Source organism: Pseudomonas sp. GW821-FHT01C01 (genome assembly GCF_059422645.1).
Window position 1 is genome coordinate 1 of record NZ_JBWKXF010000045.1, and the last position, 16,218, is coordinate 16,218.

Sequence of the window (16,218 nt, forward strand, 5' to 3'; positions counted from 1 at the left end):
TTTGTTTATCAAGGAGTTTTCCGTTTCGACTGCGCCGGAAGTGGGGCGAATTATAGGCCTCCAGAATCTGCCGTCAAGCATTGATTTTTTTTCTATCAATAACTTGCAGAAAGAACCAAAACGACCCGAAGGAAGCCTAAAAGGAAGGGGACATGCTGCCTCTATATAGAAGAGCTTCCTCGATGGCAGCCACTGCCCAGGTCATAGCCGAAAAACGAGTCCACCGCGCATAGAAGATTATGCCGGCCACCAAAAAACAAAAAAGCACCCAAGGTGCTTTTTTATTAGCGCTATCAGCTGGACAAAGCCGCCACCCTCGCCCGCGCCATGTGCAGCTTCTTGTAGCTGTCGATCAGGCGAAGGTGCCTATCGAGCCCTTCCAGCTTCATGCTCGTCGGCGTCAGACCGTAAAAACGTACGCTGCCATCCACCGACCCTATCGCCGCGTCCATCCGCTCGTCACCGAACATCCGACGGAAGTTAGCCTCGTAGTCGCTCAGTTCCAGATCATCGTCCAGTTGCATTTCCAGCACGACGTTCACGGCTTGATAAAACAACCCGCGCTCCACGGTGTTGTCGTTGTATTGCAAGAAGGCTTCCACCAGATCTTTCGCCTGATCAAACTTCTGCAAGGCGAGATAAATCAGCAGCCGCAGTTCCAGGATCGTCAATTTGCCCCAAGGTGTGTTGTCGTCGAACTCGATGCCGATCAAGGTAGTGATGTCGGTGTAATCATCCAGCTCGCTGCTTTCCAGCCCCTGGGCCAGCGTTCTCAGGCCGACTTTGCTCAGGCTGTGCAGGTTGAGGATGTCGGCGCGGAACTGCAGCGCTTTGTTAGTGTTATCCCAGATCAAATCTTCTACCGGATAGATCTCTGAGTAGTCCGGCACCAGAATGCGGCAGGCCTTGGCGCCGATGTGCTCATAGACCGCCATGTACACTTCTTTGCCCATGTCTTCGAGAATGCCGAACAACGTCGCGGCCTCTTCGACATTGGAGTTTTCGCCTTGACCGGAGAAATCCCACTCAACGAATTCGAAATCCGGCCTGGCACTGAAGAAGCGCCACGAGACCACACCGCTGGAGTCGATAAAGTGCTCCACGAAGTTGTTCGGTTCAGTCACCGCCTGACCTTCGAACGTCGGCTGAGGCAAATCATTCAAACCTTCAAAACTGCGGCCTTGCAGCAGTTCCGTCAGGCTGCGCTCCAGCGCTACTTCCAGGCTTGGGTGCGCGCCAAACGAGGCAAACACGCCACCGGTACGCGGGTTCATCAAGGTGACACACATCACCGGGAAATCCCCGCCCAGCGACGCATCCTTGACCAGCACCGGGAAGCCCTGCTCTTCCAGGCCCCGGATACCGGCCAGAATCCCCGGGTACTTCGCCAGCACTTCCTGCGGCACATCCGGCAAGGCCATTTCGCCTTCGAGGATTTCGCGCTTGACCGCGCGCTCGAAGATTTCCGACAGACACTGCACTTGCGCTTCGGCCAGCGTGTTGCCGGCGCTCATCCCATTACTCAGGAACAGGTTTTCGATCAGGTTGGACGGGAAGTACACCACCTCATTGTCCGACTGGCGCACAAACGGTAGCGAACAAATACCGCGCTGGGTGTTGCCGGAGTTGGTGTCGTACAGATGCGAGCCACGCAACTCGCCGTCCCGGTCGTAAATCTTCAGGCAGTACTCGTCGAGGATTTCAGACGGTAGTTCGTCCTTTGGGCCGGGCTTGAACCAGCGCTCGTCCGGGTAATGTACAAACGCCGCGTTGGCGATGTCCTCGCCCCAGAACTGATCGTTATAGAAGAAGTTGCAGTTGAGCCGCTCGATAAACTCGCCCAACGCCGATGCCAGCGCGCCCTCTTTGGTCGCGCCTTTGCCATTGGTAAAACACATCGGCGAGTGCGCATCGCGAATATGCAGCGACCACACATTGGGAACGATATTGCGCCACGAAGCGATTTCAATCTTCATGCCCAGGTCGGCCAGGATGCCCGACATGTTGGCGATGGTTTGCTCCAACGGCAGGTCCTTGCCCACAATGTAGGTGCCCGCTTCGCTCGTCGAGTGCGGCATCAGTAACGCCTGGGCATCGGCGTCGAGGTTTTCTACCTCTTCAATCACAAACTCAGGTCCGGTTTGCACCACCTTCTTTACCGTGCAACGGTCGATGGAGCGCAAGATCCCCTGACGGTCCTTGGCGGAAATGTCAGCCGGCAATTCGACCTGAATCTTGAAAATCTGGTTGTAGCGGTTTTCCGGGTCAACAATATTGTTCTGCGACAGGCGGATATTTTCGGTGGGGATATTGCGAGTCTCGCAATACAACTTCACGAAGTACGCCGCACACAACGCCGACGAAGCCAGGAAGTAATCGAACGGCCCCGGCGCCGAGCCATCGCCCTTGTAGCGAATGGGTTGATCGGCAATCACCGTGAAGTCGTCGAACTTGGCTTCAAGTCGAAGGTTGTCGAGAAAGTTGACCTTGATTTCCATGTGCGATTACCAGAATAACGAGCTGAACGATTTGGCCGCCATTATCCGGTTTTTCAGCACAGACCGTTAACTTTCCACTATTTATCGATCAACACGACACCGCGCTCCTCAAGCAAACGCACAAACATCGTGAGGCTCTGCGACACGGTCCCCCTGCGCCACACCAGCCAGGTACGTAAATAGCGGAAAGACTCCGACAACGGCCAGACGCTGACCGTCGTGCACCCTGGCATGCTTTCGAGCATGCTGCGGGGCATCAGCGCCAGGCCGGCACCTGCGCTGACGCAGGCCAGCATGCCGTGATAGGACTCCATTTCGAAAATCTTGCCGGGCACCGCTGCACCATTGGCGAACCAGCTTTCGAAGTGATGGCGATAGGAGCAATTGGAGCGGAAGGCATAGATGTTTTCGCCATTTACATCCTTCGCCCGATGAATCGGGTCATGGTTGAGCGGTGCGATCAAGACCATTTCCTCCTCGAATGCCGGTACGCCCTCCAGCACCGGATGCAACACCGGACCATCGACAAATGCAGCGGCCAGCCGTCCCGACAGCACCCCATCGATCATGGTCCCGGAGGGGCCGGTGGACAGATCCAGTTCGACCTTGGCGTGTTTCTGGTTATAGGCTGCCAATAGCTCGGGAATACGTACCGCAGCGGTGCTCTCCAGCGAACCCAACGCGAATGCACCTTGCGGTTCTTCACCCGCCACTGTGGCGCGCGCCTCCTGGACCAGATCGAGAATACGTCGAGCGTAATCCAGAAAACTCCAGCCGGCTGGTGACAAGCGCAGACGACTCTTCTCGCGGATAAACAAGTCCACACCCAAGTCCAGCTCAAGCTGCTTGATTCTGGTCGTCAGATTCGAGGGCACCCGGTGAATATGCTGGGCGGCCACGCTAATGCTGCCGTGCTCGGCGACAGCTTTGAAAATTTCGAGCTGAACCAGATCCAAGTCATTCTCCAAACGTGAACGTTATGCTCAGTATTATTCAGTTTCCAGAAAACATATACCCCCATAACCTGAGCACATTCCCACCTTGCAGGACGGAGCCATGACCAAAGTATTCAGCCTTACCCATGCCATTTCGATCAACCCGACTACGGGCGAGCAGATCGGCCATTACCCTTTCGAATCCGATCCAGCATTACAGGCTGCGCTGACGCGGGCCGCCACCGGATTTCGTGCCTGGCGCAGCAAGCCGGTTGAACAACGCGCGCAGCTTTTGATCAGCCTCGGCCAGGCGTTGCGCAACAATGCAGAAGCCATGGCGAACATGATCACCCTGGAAATGGGTAAGCCGATTGCCCAGGCCCGCGGTGAAATTGAAAAATGCGCGCAGCTCTGCGAGTGGTACGCCGAACATGGCCCCGCCATGCTTAGCTCGGAACCAACCCTGGTTGAAGGCGGCAAAGCACGCATTGAATATCGCCCGCTCGGCCCGATTCTCGCCGTCATGCCGTGGAACTTCCCCATCTGGCAAGTCCTGCGCGGTGCGGTCCCGACGTTGCTCGCAGGCAATACCTACGTGCTCAAGCACGCGCCAAACGTCATGGGCAGCGCCTACCTGCTGCTGGAAGCCTTCAGGCAAGCGGATTTTCCTGAAGGTGTTTTCGAGGTCATCAATGTCACGCCAGAGGGAGTATCCAAGGCGATCGCCGATCCACGCATTGCGGCGGTCACCCTCACCGGTAGCGTGCGTGCCGGCATGGCCATCGGCGCTCAGGCCGGAGCGGCACTGAAGAAATGTGTATTGGAATTGGGTGGCTCCGACCCATTTATCGTGCTCGAGGACGCGGACCTCGATGAGGCGGTGAAAGCTGCCGTGATCGGGCGTTATCAAAACTCCGGACAAGTCTGTGCCGCAGCCAAACGCCTGATTGTCGAGCAAGGCATTGCCCGGGAATTTACCCGCAAGTTCGTCGAGGCCACCCAACAACTGGTCGTCGGTGATCCACTAGCCACCACTACCTACATCGGCCCGATGGCTCGCTTCGATTTGCGCGACGAACTGGATCAACAGGTGCGCGATACATTGGAAGAAGGCGCGACGTTGCTAATGGGTGGAAAGAAGGCTGAAGGCCCCGGCAATTACTATGAGCCCACTGTTCTCGGCGACGTGACCGATCAGATGACCTCATTTAAACAGGAATTGTTTGGTCCTGTGGCTTCAATCATCACGGCCAGAGACGCAGCCCATGCGCTGGAGCTGGCCAATGACAGTGAGTTCGGCCTCACCGCCACCCTCTACACGCGCAATGTCGAACTCGCCCGCCAGATGGCCGGCGAACTTGAAACCGGCGGCGTGTTCATCAACGGTTATAGCGCCAGCGATCCGCGCGTCACTTTTGGTGGAGTGAAGAAGAGTGGCTTTGGCCGGGAACTCTCGCACTTCGGAGTGCGCGAGTTCTGTAATGCACAAACGGTTTGGCTGGATCGGCGCTAAGGTCAGCGCAGCGCTCCGGGGGGCATAAATGGGGGTATGTTCCAGACATGAAAAATATGGTCGGGACGGAGTGATTCGAACACTCGCCCCCCTAGCACCCCATGCTTGAAAATGGGCCTAATGCCCAGCATTTGCTGAGTCTTCTTCTGGCGCTCGCTGCAAACGGTGCTTTACAGAGTTGAACAGGAAATAGCGAATCCCCGAAAAAGTCCCCACACCTTTTTAGGACCATCCACGGCGTTCTGCCGATATCTCCCTCCCTGACTGCCTACCGTTGCAATGTCGACCCTCCACCAAGGAATCGCTTTGCAAACTCAACCCCTCCTTGAATCCCAACATAAAGACACCATATTGCCACTACGCGAAGGTTTTAGCATTTGCCCCTCGTGTGCATTTCCAAGGGCTGTGAACGGCCTAAAGGTTGCTAGATCGTGACCGATATGCTGCATATTACAAAGTTAAGGACTCTCTCCATGGATGTTGGCGTTTATAAAATCACCGAAGTCACCAATGACTTCATTATCGAGAAGATCAAGGCGCACGAGAGCTTCGTGTTGGAATGCGGAGAATTTGATCGCTACTCGAAAACCTTGACGTGGCTTGAACAGGCAATTGAAAAGCAGGATTTGTCGGTTCGGATCTATATGCGGGCTCGTAAGCTTTCGATGGGAGGCTTTGCCGGCTTTGCTGGGGCTAGCGTAATTGGTGCTCCGCTGGCACTTGGCGCGCTTGCAATAGGTGTTGTCGCCGGAGTAGGCATTGCCGCTCACAACCTATCGACACTGAACCCTGACTACGAAGTTGGAAAGCATCCTCTCGGCTCGACTCTGTACGTTGACTATATGAAGTAAACGCTTCAGGTATTGGAAACATGCGAAGCGGGGTGAAATCTATTAGTTCGTCCCGCCTCCGCCCATACGACAGGTTGGACTGCTACTCTGACCTCTTAACCGAGGATTTTCGATGCCAAACTCAGACCTACTCCCCTCCCTGCTATTCAAGCTCAACGAAAACCAACTCGCCCTCGAAGCTGCCATCATGGAGCTATCGAACTGGATCGAGCAGCGCGGATCAGCCGATGTCGCCGACAACGTGCGCAGCGCGCTGATGCCATCGACAAGAATGAAGAGTTCATCAAGATGACGCTCGCGGTTCTGATGACGCCGGAGTGAAATACCTTTTACGGTCAGCGTCAGCGTGAGGCCCTGGTCTCATTTAAGGGAAAAAAGCAGCCCACTAAGGTATTGCCCTAAAGACAGCTGTTTTCCAGGAGCTTACATTCGCTCACCGGCAAGGACGCATTTCAACCAAACACTCACGCCTAAGGCATCGAGTAAAATGCGTTGTTCAGCCATCACCCTCATAGCCATCATCTCCGCCACCCTTGCTGTAGCGTTGTATGGTTGGTATCGCCACTTGCGAGACGATGAAGATGACCTTGTTTAGCCTGCGTACCTTTCGGCGACTATCATCCCCCCCTGTAAAACTATCTAACAAGCTCCCGTACGGTAGTTTTGGACCGCATTTCACCCTGCTACGGCGTCCTGACGACCGAACACAATCACTCGCATAACGTACTTTCTATGCTCAAAAGCCTCCAAGCTTCGCAAGGGTCACCACGATAACAAAAAGCCCCATGGCTACACACACAAGGCCATGTATCCAACTGAACCACCTTCGCCAAGGTTTGTGCCAGGATTTCGGCATCAAGGGCATCGTCCCTGGAGCGCTATTGCGGGTCCAGATACCTGTTACGCCTGCCGCAATGAATAGCAGTCCAATAACTATGATGAAGAAGACGCTGACGATTGTGATCATACCTCCACCTTGCGCTTACCAATGCAACGCCATCCAAATGACTGAAGCCGTCTACTCATCGTAGCTCCTGCATCCTCAGCAGGGATGCGGACCATGGGGCAAAGACTCCGAAAGGCTACCGACCCAATCCGTCATACGCTTGTTCACAGGTTAGTCCCCGGATTCTGGCTTGGTCAGCAACTTCAGCCAAGTCGCCCGCTCGCTGATCAGCGCGCTTGAACACGTCGGCAAGCGCAGCGGCGACGTGGGCAGCTGCCTGGCTTGCGGCGGCAGTGCAGGAATGGCCGCTGGCTTCACTGGCACCGTAGCGGCGGACCACTCCGACGAACTCTTCTACGTCGTGTCCGCGCAGCTTCAGCTTGGGCATGCCTTCTTCGGTGAACGCAGGCTGGCCGTACTTATCTATCGCCTGAGCGATGTGGTAGAGCTCGTGTTCAACCAGGGCGCAGAAGTCAATGTCGCTGCAGGTGGCGGAGTAATCAGCAGCAAGGGTGATAATGAAAGCCGGCACTTCGCCGAACCAATCGAACATCTGCTGTTACATCCGGGCCTTCTGCCAACCACCAGCGCGAAAAGCTACCTGTTCGGCTTGGCCCAGGACTGTACGACCCTGCTTCTCGACGCTGGAGGATGCCCACATGATCCGGACATTAGCATCCAGCAGATGGGCATGGTCTTCGTTATGGATGCTGCCGGTATCTGCAAGGATTTCGGCTTGGAGCCAATCCCACACTTCAGGGGATGGAGTCAGTCGGATGCCGAAGTCGGAAAGCTCAGACAGTTCGATCAATGACGTTGGAGGATGCGGCCGACGCATGTCAGAAGAACTTACTTATTCAATGACTGCCCCCAAAAGAGGAGCGGATTGACCGCCTTTGCACGATCCGGCCGAGCCTAATGATCACTCTCTAACCACCGAGACTCACAAAATGAAAAAGACCACGATTTACCTGTCGCTTGCTGCAGCGCTCATCGTTTTCATGATCGCGCCGGAATGTCTGAACCCCGGCATTGTTGCGTGCTTATTCAGTAAGTCCTGAGATCTGCAATCTCGGCTGGGCAGGCGTGTTCGATCGCCTCCCAGTCGGGTTGCTTGGTTGTCATCGGTTCATTCTGACGCTTGAAATGATGGCCGATTGCCGCTATCACTATCAGCCCATTTCTTTTAGGTGATCTTGTGAAAAAATTCGTAGCTGTCTTAATCGGTGTTTGGATGCTTGCGGGCTGCTCGGAGGACAACAGCCAGTACAAATCGATTGTTCAATGCTCGATGTCTGCAGAACATTTGAATCGGAGTGAGGCATGGCAAGTTATGCAGGTGCACTCTGAAGTTCTTGCCGCGACTCACCACATTGATATGTCGCCCTCGAAGACAAATCAGCTAAGGAGCGAAATCGAATCTGAGTGGAAGCTTGATTCCCTTTCAAATGAAGCTCGTACTGCAAAGCTGGAGTCTGTTTTCAACTCCCCTGCCTGCAAAGCAATGCAGCTCTGACGGCACAGCCACCTACCTCGCGACACAATTTGCTGATTCGCGAATCGTGTCGCGCCTTAAGTCTTGCGCTGCGATGGCTTCGCCTTGGGGGATCAACCCAACAGGCTCATATCTGCTCCGACGCTCTTCCCCTCCCCAGCTCCAGTCCTGCGTGAAGATGTACTGGCGGCGACCGGTGCTGACGATCTTGAAGAGGAAGCAGGCGTGAAAAAACGAGGAGTCACGCAAATGTCACGCACATGAAAAAGGCCAATGCTGTGAACATTGGCCTAAGTCATTGAATAATATGGTCGGGACGGAGTGATTCGAACACTCGACCCCTAGCACCCCATGCTAGTGCGCTACCGGACTGCGCTACGCCCCGACTAGGCGTGAAACCTGTTCCTCATCTCGAGGAACGCTCAAGAATATATCGCAAGCTTTTGAAAACTGAAAGTATTTAAAAGCAGGAATTTATTTCTTGAGTACCACCAGAACATCTTCCAGTTCGGCGATCATCTGGCGAATCATTTGTTTGTATTGGGTGGTGTCGTCTTTGGCTTCGTCACCTGACAAGCGCAGGCGCGCTCCGCCGATGGTGAACCCCTGATCATAAAGAAGCGCGCGGATCTGCCGGATCATCAGCACGTCCTGGCGCTGATAATACCGGCGGTTTCCGCGGCGTTTGACAGGGTTGAGTTGAGGAAACTCCTGCTCCCAATAGCGCAGCACGTGTGGTTTTACCGCACACAGCTCGCTGACTTCACCAATGGTGAAGTAGCGTTTGCCCGGGATGACGGGTAGCTCGTCGTTATGACTTGGTTCCAGCATAAGCCTCAACTCGGGCCTTCAACTTCTGCCCTGGACGAAAGGTGACCACACGGCGAGCCGTGATCGGGATTTCTTCCCCCGTTTTCGGATTGCGGCCAGGCCGCTGGCGTTTGTCCCGAAGGTCGAAATTGCCGAAACCGGACAATTTGACTTGTTCGTTGTCTTCAAGAGCGTGCCTGATTTCTTCAAAAAACAGTTCGACCAATTCCTTGGCCTCCCGTTTGTTCAGGCCCAGCTCTTCATACAGACGTTCCGCCATCTCAGCTTTCGTCAGAGCCCCCATACGTCACTTCCTTAACGTGGCGTTCAACCTTTGTTCGAGCGAGGTGAGGATGTTTTGCGTTGCGGTATTCACCTCATCGTCATTAAGAGTGCGCGATGGATGCTGCCAGGTCAAGCCGACTGCGAGGCTTTTTCTATCAGGATCAATGCCTTTACCCTGATACACGTCAAATAGCCTGAGGTCTGTCAGCCATTCGCCTGCATTTTCACGGATTACGTCAAGTACAGCCGTGGCTGCAACGTTTTTGTCCGCGATCAGTGCAAGGTCACGACGCACTTCAGGAAAGCGCGATAACTCGTGGAATTCTGGCATTTTACCCGACGCCACTTCCGCCAGAACCAACTCGAAGACAAAGACCGGGCGGTCGAGACCGAGGGTTTTCGACAGTTCAGGATGAATAGCGCCAATGAAGCCGACCAGGCGACCTTCACGCTCGATGCGCGCGGTTTGGCCCGGGTGCAACGCTGGGTGCTTGCCCGGCACGAAAGTGAAGGAGTCCAGTGCTCCGGCAAAACCCAGAACAGCTTCGACGTCTGCCTTGACGTCGAAGAAGTCGACGGTATCGCGACCCTGCGCCCAGCCTTCCGGCAAGCGACTGCCGCAAACCACACCGGCGAGCATCGGCTCTTGCTTCAAACCTTCGAGCTGACCAACAAAACGCAGGCCGCTTTCGAACAGTCGCACGCGGTCCTGTTGACGGTTCAGGTTGTGCTGAAGCGCCTTGACCAGACCTGGCCACAAGGACGAACGCATCGCAGCCATGTCATTGGAGATCGGATTGGCGAGCAGCAACGGCTCTACACCCGGATTAAACAGCTCGAACTGTTTCGGATCGATGAAGCTGTAGGTGATTGCTTCCTGATAACCACGAGCAACCAGCAGGCGACGCAGCTCAGGCAGATCACTACGCGCCTCTGCTTTTGCTTGCGGCGCCAATCGCGCTTGCGGATAACGAACCGGCAAACGGTTGTAGCCGTACAGGCGTGCCAGCTCTTCGATCAGGTCGACTTCCAGGCTGATATCGAAGCGATGGCTCGGAACATCTACACGCCACTGCCCTTCCCCTTCGGCAGAAACAGCCAGACCCAAAGCATTGAGCAGACGCTCCACTTCAGCCGAATCCATTTCCATACCCAGCATTTGGGCAATGCGCTGGGCACGCAGGGTAATCGGAGCAATTTTCGGCAGATGCTGCTCGCTGACGGTTTCGATGATCGGACCCGCTTCACCGCCGGTGATCTCCAGCAACAAGCCAGTCGCGCGCTCCATGGCTTCACGGGCCAGTTGCCAATCCACACCACGTTCATAGCGATGCGATGCATCGGTGTGCAGACCATAGGAACGGGCCTTGCCCGCTACGGCGATCTGGTCGAAGAAGGCGCTTTCAAGGAACACATCACGTGTGGTCGCGGAAACACCGCTGTGCTCGCCCCCCATGACACCGGCAATTGCCAGCGCTCGGGAATGGTCGGCAATCACCAGCGTATCGCTACGCAGGCTGACTTCCTGACCGTCGAGCAGAACCAGCTTCTCGCCCTCTTCGGCCATACGCACACGAATGCCGCCGTTGATTTCGGCGAGATCGAAGGCGTGCAGCGGCTGACCCAGCTCCAGCATCACGTAGTTAGTGATGTCGACGGCAGCATCGATGCTGCGCACTTCTGCACGACGCAGACGCTCGACCATCCACAGCGGCGTAGGCTTGGACAGGTCAACGTTACGAATCACCCGCCCCAGGTAACGCGGGCACGCGGCCGGTGCCAGTACTTCAACCGAACGCACTTCGTCGTGCGCGGCAGGAACCGAAGCCACCACCGGACGGGTGACCGGAGCGGCATACAGCGCGCCGACTTCACGAGCCAGACCGGCCAGGGACAGGCAGTCACCACGGTTCGGGGTCAGGTCGACCTCGATGCTGGCGTCTTCCAGATCCAGATAAACGCGGAAATCCTCGCCCACCGGCGCATCGGCCGGCAGCTCCATCAGACCGTCATTACCTTCACCGATCTGCAGCTCGGATTGCGAGCACAGCATGCCGTTGGATTCAACGCCACGCAGCTTGGCCTTCTTGATCTTGAAGTCGCCTGGCAGCTCGGCGCCAATCATGGCGAAAGGAATCTTCAGGCCCGGGCGCACGTTTGGCGCGCCGCAAACAACCTGGAAGGTTTCCGAACCGTTGCTGACCTGGCACACGCGCAGCTTGTCGGCGTCCGGGTGCTGCTCGGTGCTCAGCACCTCGCCAACCACCACACCACTGAAAACACCGGCGGCCGGCGTAACGCTATCGACCTCAAGACCGGCCATCGACAGACGAGCAACCAGCTCGTCGCGACTTACCTGCGGGCTAACCCAGCCGCGCAGCCATTGTTCACTGAATTTCATCCTGCTCTCCTAAAAATTCGTTACGACTAGCGAAATTGCGCGAGGAACCGCAAGTCGTTGTCGAAGAACAGACGCAAGTCGTTCACGCCGTAACGCAGCATGGCCAGACGCTCAACGCCCATGCCGAAGGCAAAGCCCGAGAACTCTTCCGGGTCGATGCCGGACATGCGCAGCACGTTCGGGTGAACCATGCCGCAGCCCATCACTTCCAGCCAGCCGGTCTGCTTGCAGACGCGGCAACCTTTACCGCTGCACATCACGCATTCCATGTCGACTTCGGCGGATGGCTCAGTGAACGGGAAGTACGAAGGACGGAAACGCACGGCCAGCTCTTTTTCGAAGAACACCCGCAGGAACTCTTCGATGGTGCCTTTGAGGTCGGCGAAATTGATGTCGCGATCGACCAGCAGGCCTTCGACCTGGTGGAACATCGGCGAGTGGGTGATATCGGAGTCGCTGCGGTATACGCGGCCTGGGCAGACGATGCGGATCGGCGGCTGCCTGGACTCCATGGTGCGGACCTGTACCGGCGAGGTATGGGTGCGCAACAGCATGTTCGCATTGAAATAGAAGGTGTCATGCATCGACCGGGCCGGGTGATGGCCTGGGATGTTGAGCGCTTCGAAGTTGTGATAATCGTCTTCGACCTCAGGGCCTTCGGCGATGCCGTAGCCAATACGGGTGAAGAACTGTTCGACGCGTTCCAGAGTGCGGGTAACCGGATGCAGACCACCGGAGGTCTGACCGCGGCCAGGCAGGGTCACGTCAATGGACTCGGCAGAGAGTTTGGCAGCCAGGTCGGCTTCTTCAAACAATGCCTTGCGCGCATTAAGGACCTCTGTGACACGCTCCTTGGCAACGTTGATCAGCGCACCGACCTGCGGACGCTCTTCTGCCGGCAAATTCCCCAGGGTCTTCATCACCTGAGTCAATTCACCCTTCTTGCCAAGGTAGTGAACCCGGATTTGCTCCAGGGCATTGATATCTTCAGCGCTTTGCACAGCCTCTAGTGCTTGAGAGACGAGCGCATCCAGGTTTTCCATGTACAGACTCCAGATACAAAATAGGGGAAGAGCTTGAAGGCTCTTCCCCTATTTATGACGTTTAACACCTGGCCCCACAGATGCGAGGCCGGGTGACTGTCGGGGGTACTTAAGCCAAGGTGGCTTTAGCTTTCTCGACAATCGCAGCAAACGCCGCTTTTTCGTTCACTGCCAGATCAGCCAGAACCTTACGGTCGATCTCGATGGACGCTTTTTTCAGGCCGGCGATGAAACGGCTGTAGGACAGACCGTTGATACGAGCACCAGCGTTGATACGAGCGATCCACAGAGCGCGGAACTGACGTTTTTTCTGACGACGGTCACGGTAGGCGTATTGGCCTGCCTTGATTACCGCTTGCTTGGCAACACGGAATACGCGGGAGCGTGCGCCGTAGTAGCCTTTAGCAAGTTTCAGAATTTTTTTGTGACGCTTACGGGCAATGACGCCACGCTTTACACGAGCCATGAGTTACTTCCTCTATTCTTGACTAAAATTAACGAAGGCGCAGCATGCGCTCGACTTTTGCCACGTCAGACGGATGCAGCAAGCTGCTACCGCGCAGTTGACGCTTACGCTTGGTCGACATTTTGGTCAGGATGTGGCTCTTGAAAGCGTGCTTGTGCTTGATACCGTTAGCAGTTTTCAGAAACCGCTTAGCAGCACCACTTTTGGTCTTCATTTTTGGCATGTTCGGATACTCCGCATTCAGTTGATAAACATAATCAGAAGGCCTGCCGTGCCCTGTTGATTACTTCTTCTTTTTCGGGGCGATGACCATGATCAGCTGGCGTCCTTCCATCTTAGGATGCTGTTCGACCGAACCGTACTCGAGCAAGTCACCTTCAACTCGCTTGAGGAGTTCCATCCCCAGCTCCTGGTGGGCCATCTCACGGCCGCGGAATCGCAAGGATACCTTGGCCCTGTCCCCGTCACTCAGGAAACGTACCAGGTTGCGCAGTTTTACCTGGTAATCCCCTTCCTCCGTCCCTGGACGAAACTTGATTTCTTTAACCTGAATCTGCTTCTGGTTTTTCTTGGCAGCAGCAATCTGCTTCTTCTTTTCGAAGATCGATTTGCCGTAGTCCATCAGTTTGCAAACAGGTGGTACTGCATCGGCGGAAATCTCCACCAGATCCAGCTTGGCCTCTTCAGCCTTAAGAAGCGCGTCTTCGATTGACACAATCCCGAGCTGTTCACCTTCAGCCCCAATTAACCGAACCTCGCGTGCCGAGATATTCTCGTTGATCGGGGCTTTCGGTGCAGTTCGTTTATCTTGTCTCATTTCACGCTTAATAATAATTACTCCGAATCTTGGCGACCACGCCGGGAAACCGCTTGGGCGAGGAACTCAGCAAACTGGGCGACGGGCATCGAGCCCAGGTCAGCACCTTCACGAGTACGCACAGCGACAGTCTGCATCTCGACTTCCCGATCTCCGATAACCAAGAGATAAGGAACCTTGAGCAAAGTATGCTCGCGGATTTTAAAGCCGATCTTTTCATTTCTCAAGTCAGACTTGGCACGAAACCCGCTTTCGTTGAGAGTTTTTTCGACTTCGGCGGCAAAATCAGCCTGTTTATCAGTGATATTCATCACCACTGCCTGGGTCGGAGCCAACCACGCAGGGAATGCTCCCTCGTAGTGCTCGATCAGAATTCCGACGAAACGTTCGAAGGAGCCCAGGATCGCCCGGTGCAACATTACCGGGTGCTTGCGGCTGTTGTCTTCGGAGACGTATTCGGCTCCCAGACGGACAGGCAGGTTAAAATCGAGCTGCAGGGTACCACACTGCCAGACGCGACCGAGGCAATCTTTCAGCGAGAACTCGATTTTCGGACCGTAGAACGCTCCCTCGCCCGGCTGCAAATCGTACGGCAGGCCCGCGCTATCAAGGGCTGCGGCCAGCGCAGCTTCGGCGCGATCCCAAAGCTCATCGGAACCGACGCGTTTTTCCGGACGAGTGGACAGTTTCATCTCGACATCTTTAAAGCCGAAATCGGCGTAGACGTCCATGGTCAGCTTGATAAACGCAGCGGACTCGGCCTGCATCTGCTCTTCGGTGCAGAAGATATGGGCGTCGTCCTGAGTGAATGCGCGCACGCGCATGATGCCGTGCAGAGCACCCGATGGCTCGTTACGGTGGCATGCACCAAACTCGGCCAGACGCATCGGCAACTCGCGGTAGCTTTTCAGGCCCTGGTTGAACACCTGCACGTGGCAAGGGCAGTTCATTGGCTTGATCGCGTAGTCGCGGTTTTCCGACTGCGTGGTAAACATGTTGTCGGCGTAGTTGGCCCAGTGCCCGGATTTCTCCCAAAGGCTGCGGTCAACGACTTGTGGCGTCTTGATTTCGAGATAGCCGTTGTCACGCTGAACCTTGCGCATGTACTGCTCGAGCACCTGGTACAAAGTCCAGCCATTCGGGTGCCAGAACACCATGCCCGGCGACTCTTCCTGGGTGTGGAACAGGCCCAGGCGCTTGCCGATCTTGCGGTGATCGCGCTTTTCGGCTTCTTCAATGCGCTGGATGTAAGCCGCCAGCTGCTTCTTGTCTGCCCATGCGGTGCCGTAAACGCGCTGCAATTGCTCGTTCTTGGCATCACCGCGCCAATAGGCGCCGGACAGTTTGGTCAGCTTGAAGGATTTCAGGAAGCGCGTGTTCGGCACGTGCGGACCGCGGCACATGTCGACATATTCTTCGTGATAGTACAGCCCCATGGCCTGCTCGCCTGGCATGTCTTCGACCAGGCGCAACTTGTAGTCTTCGCCACGAGCCTTGAACACTTCGATCACTTCGGCGCGCGGAGTGACTTTCTTGATCACGTCGTAATCTTTCTCGATCAGCTGCTGCATGCGCTGCTCGATGGCAGCCAGGTCGTCCGGGGTGAAAGGACGTTCGAACGCGATGTCGTAATAGAAACCTTCGTCGATGACCGGGCCGATGACCATTTTGGCGGTCGGGTACAACTGCTTGACCGCGTGGCCAACCAGGTGGGCGCAAGAGTGGCGAATGATCTCCAGCCCCTCTTCATCCTTTGGCGTGATGATTTGCAGCGACGCGTCGCCGTCAATGATGTCGCTGGCGTCGACCAGCTTGCCATTGACCTTGCCGGCAACGGTGGCCTTGGCCAGGCCTGCACCGATGGATGCGGCGACATCGGCTACGGAAACCGGGTGATCGAATGAACGTTGACTGCCGTCGGGAAGAGTAATAGTTGGCATGGCGCCTCCTCTCCTAGTGGTGACCCCTACCAAAGGTCACGTGGGTTGGGATGAGCCAGTACAAGATCCGGTCCAGGCCATTCAATGACGAACGCCTGCCTTACAGCGGCAGGAGCCTTGCGGCCAACCGGAAAACCGAACCAGAGTGACTGGGATTCAAATCAGGGTTAATCGCGCATCTGCCGCTACCGGGACTGAAGGTCCGTCGGAGCCTGCAA

General features: G+C 55.8%; 14 protein-coding genes, 1 tRNA gene and 2 pseudogenes. 4 read left to right on the forward strand and 13 right to left on the reverse strand.

The annotated features are described in order from the left end of the window. Positions 1-293 precede the first annotated feature (293 nt). Positions 294-2,498, reverse strand: coding sequence for an OsmC domain/YcaO domain-containing protein (locus AC07XF_RS22230; RefSeq protein WP_495028197.1), 2,205 nt, complete (start codon positions 2,496-2,498; stop codon positions 294-296). Positions 2,499-2,575: 77 nt separating this feature from the next. Further along, positions 2,576-3,454: a putrescine utilization regulator PtrR gene (gene ptrR / locus AC07XF_RS22235; RefSeq protein ID WP_495028198.1), complete on the reverse strand. Its 879-nt coding sequence runs from the start codon at positions 3,452-3,454 to the stop codon at positions 2,576-2,578. 100 nt (positions 3,455-3,554) lie between these two features. Here ptrR and AC07XF_RS22240 point away from each other — a divergent pair, with 100 nt between their 5' ends. The 3 genes and pseudogenes from AC07XF_RS22240 (at position 3,555) to AC07XF_RS22250 (ending at position 6,118) form a co-directional block, all read left to right on the forward strand. Continuing rightward, positions 3,555-4,946, forward strand: a complete 1,392-nt coding sequence (locus AC07XF_RS22240) for an aldehyde dehydrogenase family protein (protein WP_495028199.1) — start codon at positions 3,555-3,557, stop codon at positions 4,944-4,946. A 473-nt stretch (positions 4,947-5,419) separates the two neighbouring features. After that, positions 5,420-5,797: a hypothetical protein gene (locus tag AC07XF_RS22245; protein WP_495028200.1), complete on the forward strand. Its 378-nt coding sequence runs from the start codon at positions 5,420-5,422 to the stop codon at positions 5,795-5,797. Between the two features lie 112 nt (positions 5,798-5,909). Further along, positions 5,910-6,118, forward strand: a pseudogene (locus AC07XF_RS22250) (hypothetical protein). Positions 6,119-6,533: 415 nt separating this feature from the next. Here AC07XF_RS22250 and AC07XF_RS22255 read toward each other — a convergent pair. Together AC07XF_RS22255 and AC07XF_RS22260 are read right to left on the reverse strand one after the other, a co-directional pair. Continuing rightward, the gene (locus AC07XF_RS22255) at positions 6,534-6,764 is read right to left on the reverse strand and encodes a hypothetical protein (RefSeq protein ID WP_495028201.1); all 231 of its coding nucleotides are present in this window, start codon (positions 6,762-6,764) and stop codon (positions 6,534-6,536) included. Between the two features lie 115 nt (positions 6,765-6,879). Beyond that, positions 6,880-7,581, reverse strand: a pseudogene (locus AC07XF_RS22260) (DUF2514 family protein). A gap of 360 nt (positions 7,582-7,941) precedes the next feature. On the opposite strand from AC07XF_RS22260, the gene AC07XF_RS22265 reads away from it, so the two are divergent. After that, entirely contained in the window at positions 7,942-8,259 is a 318-nt protein-coding gene (locus AC07XF_RS22265) for a hypothetical protein (RefSeq protein ID WP_495028202.1), read from the forward strand. Positions 8,260-8,546: 287 nt separating this feature from the next. Here AC07XF_RS22265 and AC07XF_RS22270 read toward each other — a convergent pair. From AC07XF_RS22270 to thrS, 9 genes are all read right to left on the reverse strand, one after another. After that, positions 8,547-8,623, reverse strand: a tRNA-Pro gene (locus AC07XF_RS22270). 89 nt (positions 8,624-8,712) lie between these two features. Continuing rightward, positions 8,713-9,069: a MerR family transcriptional regulator gene (locus tag AC07XF_RS22275; protein ID WP_003179985.1), complete on the reverse strand. Its 357-nt coding sequence runs from the start codon at positions 9,067-9,069 to the stop codon at positions 8,713-8,715. Then, a complete protein-coding gene (gene ihfA / locus AC07XF_RS22280; protein WP_002553164.1) occupies positions 9,050-9,352 on the reverse strand; it encodes an integration host factor subunit alpha in 303 nt (100 codons plus the stop codon). The genes AC07XF_RS22275 and ihfA overlap by 20 nt, the downstream gene beginning before the upstream one ends. A gap of 3 nt (positions 9,353-9,355) precedes the next feature. Beyond that, positions 9,356-11,734: a phenylalanine--tRNA ligase subunit beta gene (pheT, locus tag AC07XF_RS22285; RefSeq protein WP_495028203.1), complete on the reverse strand. Its 2,379-nt coding sequence runs from the start codon at positions 11,732-11,734 to the stop codon at positions 9,356-9,358. A gap of 26 nt (positions 11,735-11,760) precedes the next feature. Next, positions 11,761-12,777 (reverse strand): phenylalanine--tRNA ligase subunit alpha, encoded by a 1,017-nt coding sequence (gene pheS, locus AC07XF_RS22290; protein ID WP_495028204.1) that lies wholly within the window; start codon positions 12,775-12,777, stop codon positions 11,761-11,763. A 109-nt stretch (positions 12,778-12,886) separates the two neighbouring features. Next, positions 12,887-13,243 carry a 50S ribosomal protein L20 gene (gene rplT / locus AC07XF_RS22295; RefSeq protein ID WP_007905879.1) on the reverse strand — a complete coding sequence of 119 codons (357 nt, stop codon included), beginning with the start codon at positions 13,241-13,243 and terminating at the stop codon, positions 12,887-12,889. A gap of 28 nt (positions 13,244-13,271) precedes the next feature. Next, positions 13,272-13,466, reverse strand: coding sequence for a 50S ribosomal protein L35 (gene rpmI, locus AC07XF_RS22300; RefSeq protein ID WP_002553160.1), 195 nt, complete (start codon positions 13,464-13,466; stop codon positions 13,272-13,274). A gap of 60 nt (positions 13,467-13,526) precedes the next feature. Next, positions 13,527-14,078: a translation initiation factor IF-3 gene (gene infC, locus AC07XF_RS22305; RefSeq protein WP_172435703.1), complete on the reverse strand. Its 552-nt coding sequence runs from the start codon at positions 14,076-14,078 to the stop codon at positions 13,527-13,529. Beyond that, the gene (gene thrS / locus AC07XF_RS22310; protein ID WP_495028205.1) at positions 14,078-16,000 is read right to left on the reverse strand and encodes a threonine--tRNA ligase; all 1,923 of its coding nucleotides are present in this window, start codon (positions 15,998-16,000) and stop codon (positions 14,078-14,080) included. Before thrS ends, infC begins: the two co-directional genes overlap by 1 nt. Positions 16,001-16,218 lie beyond the last annotated feature (218 nt).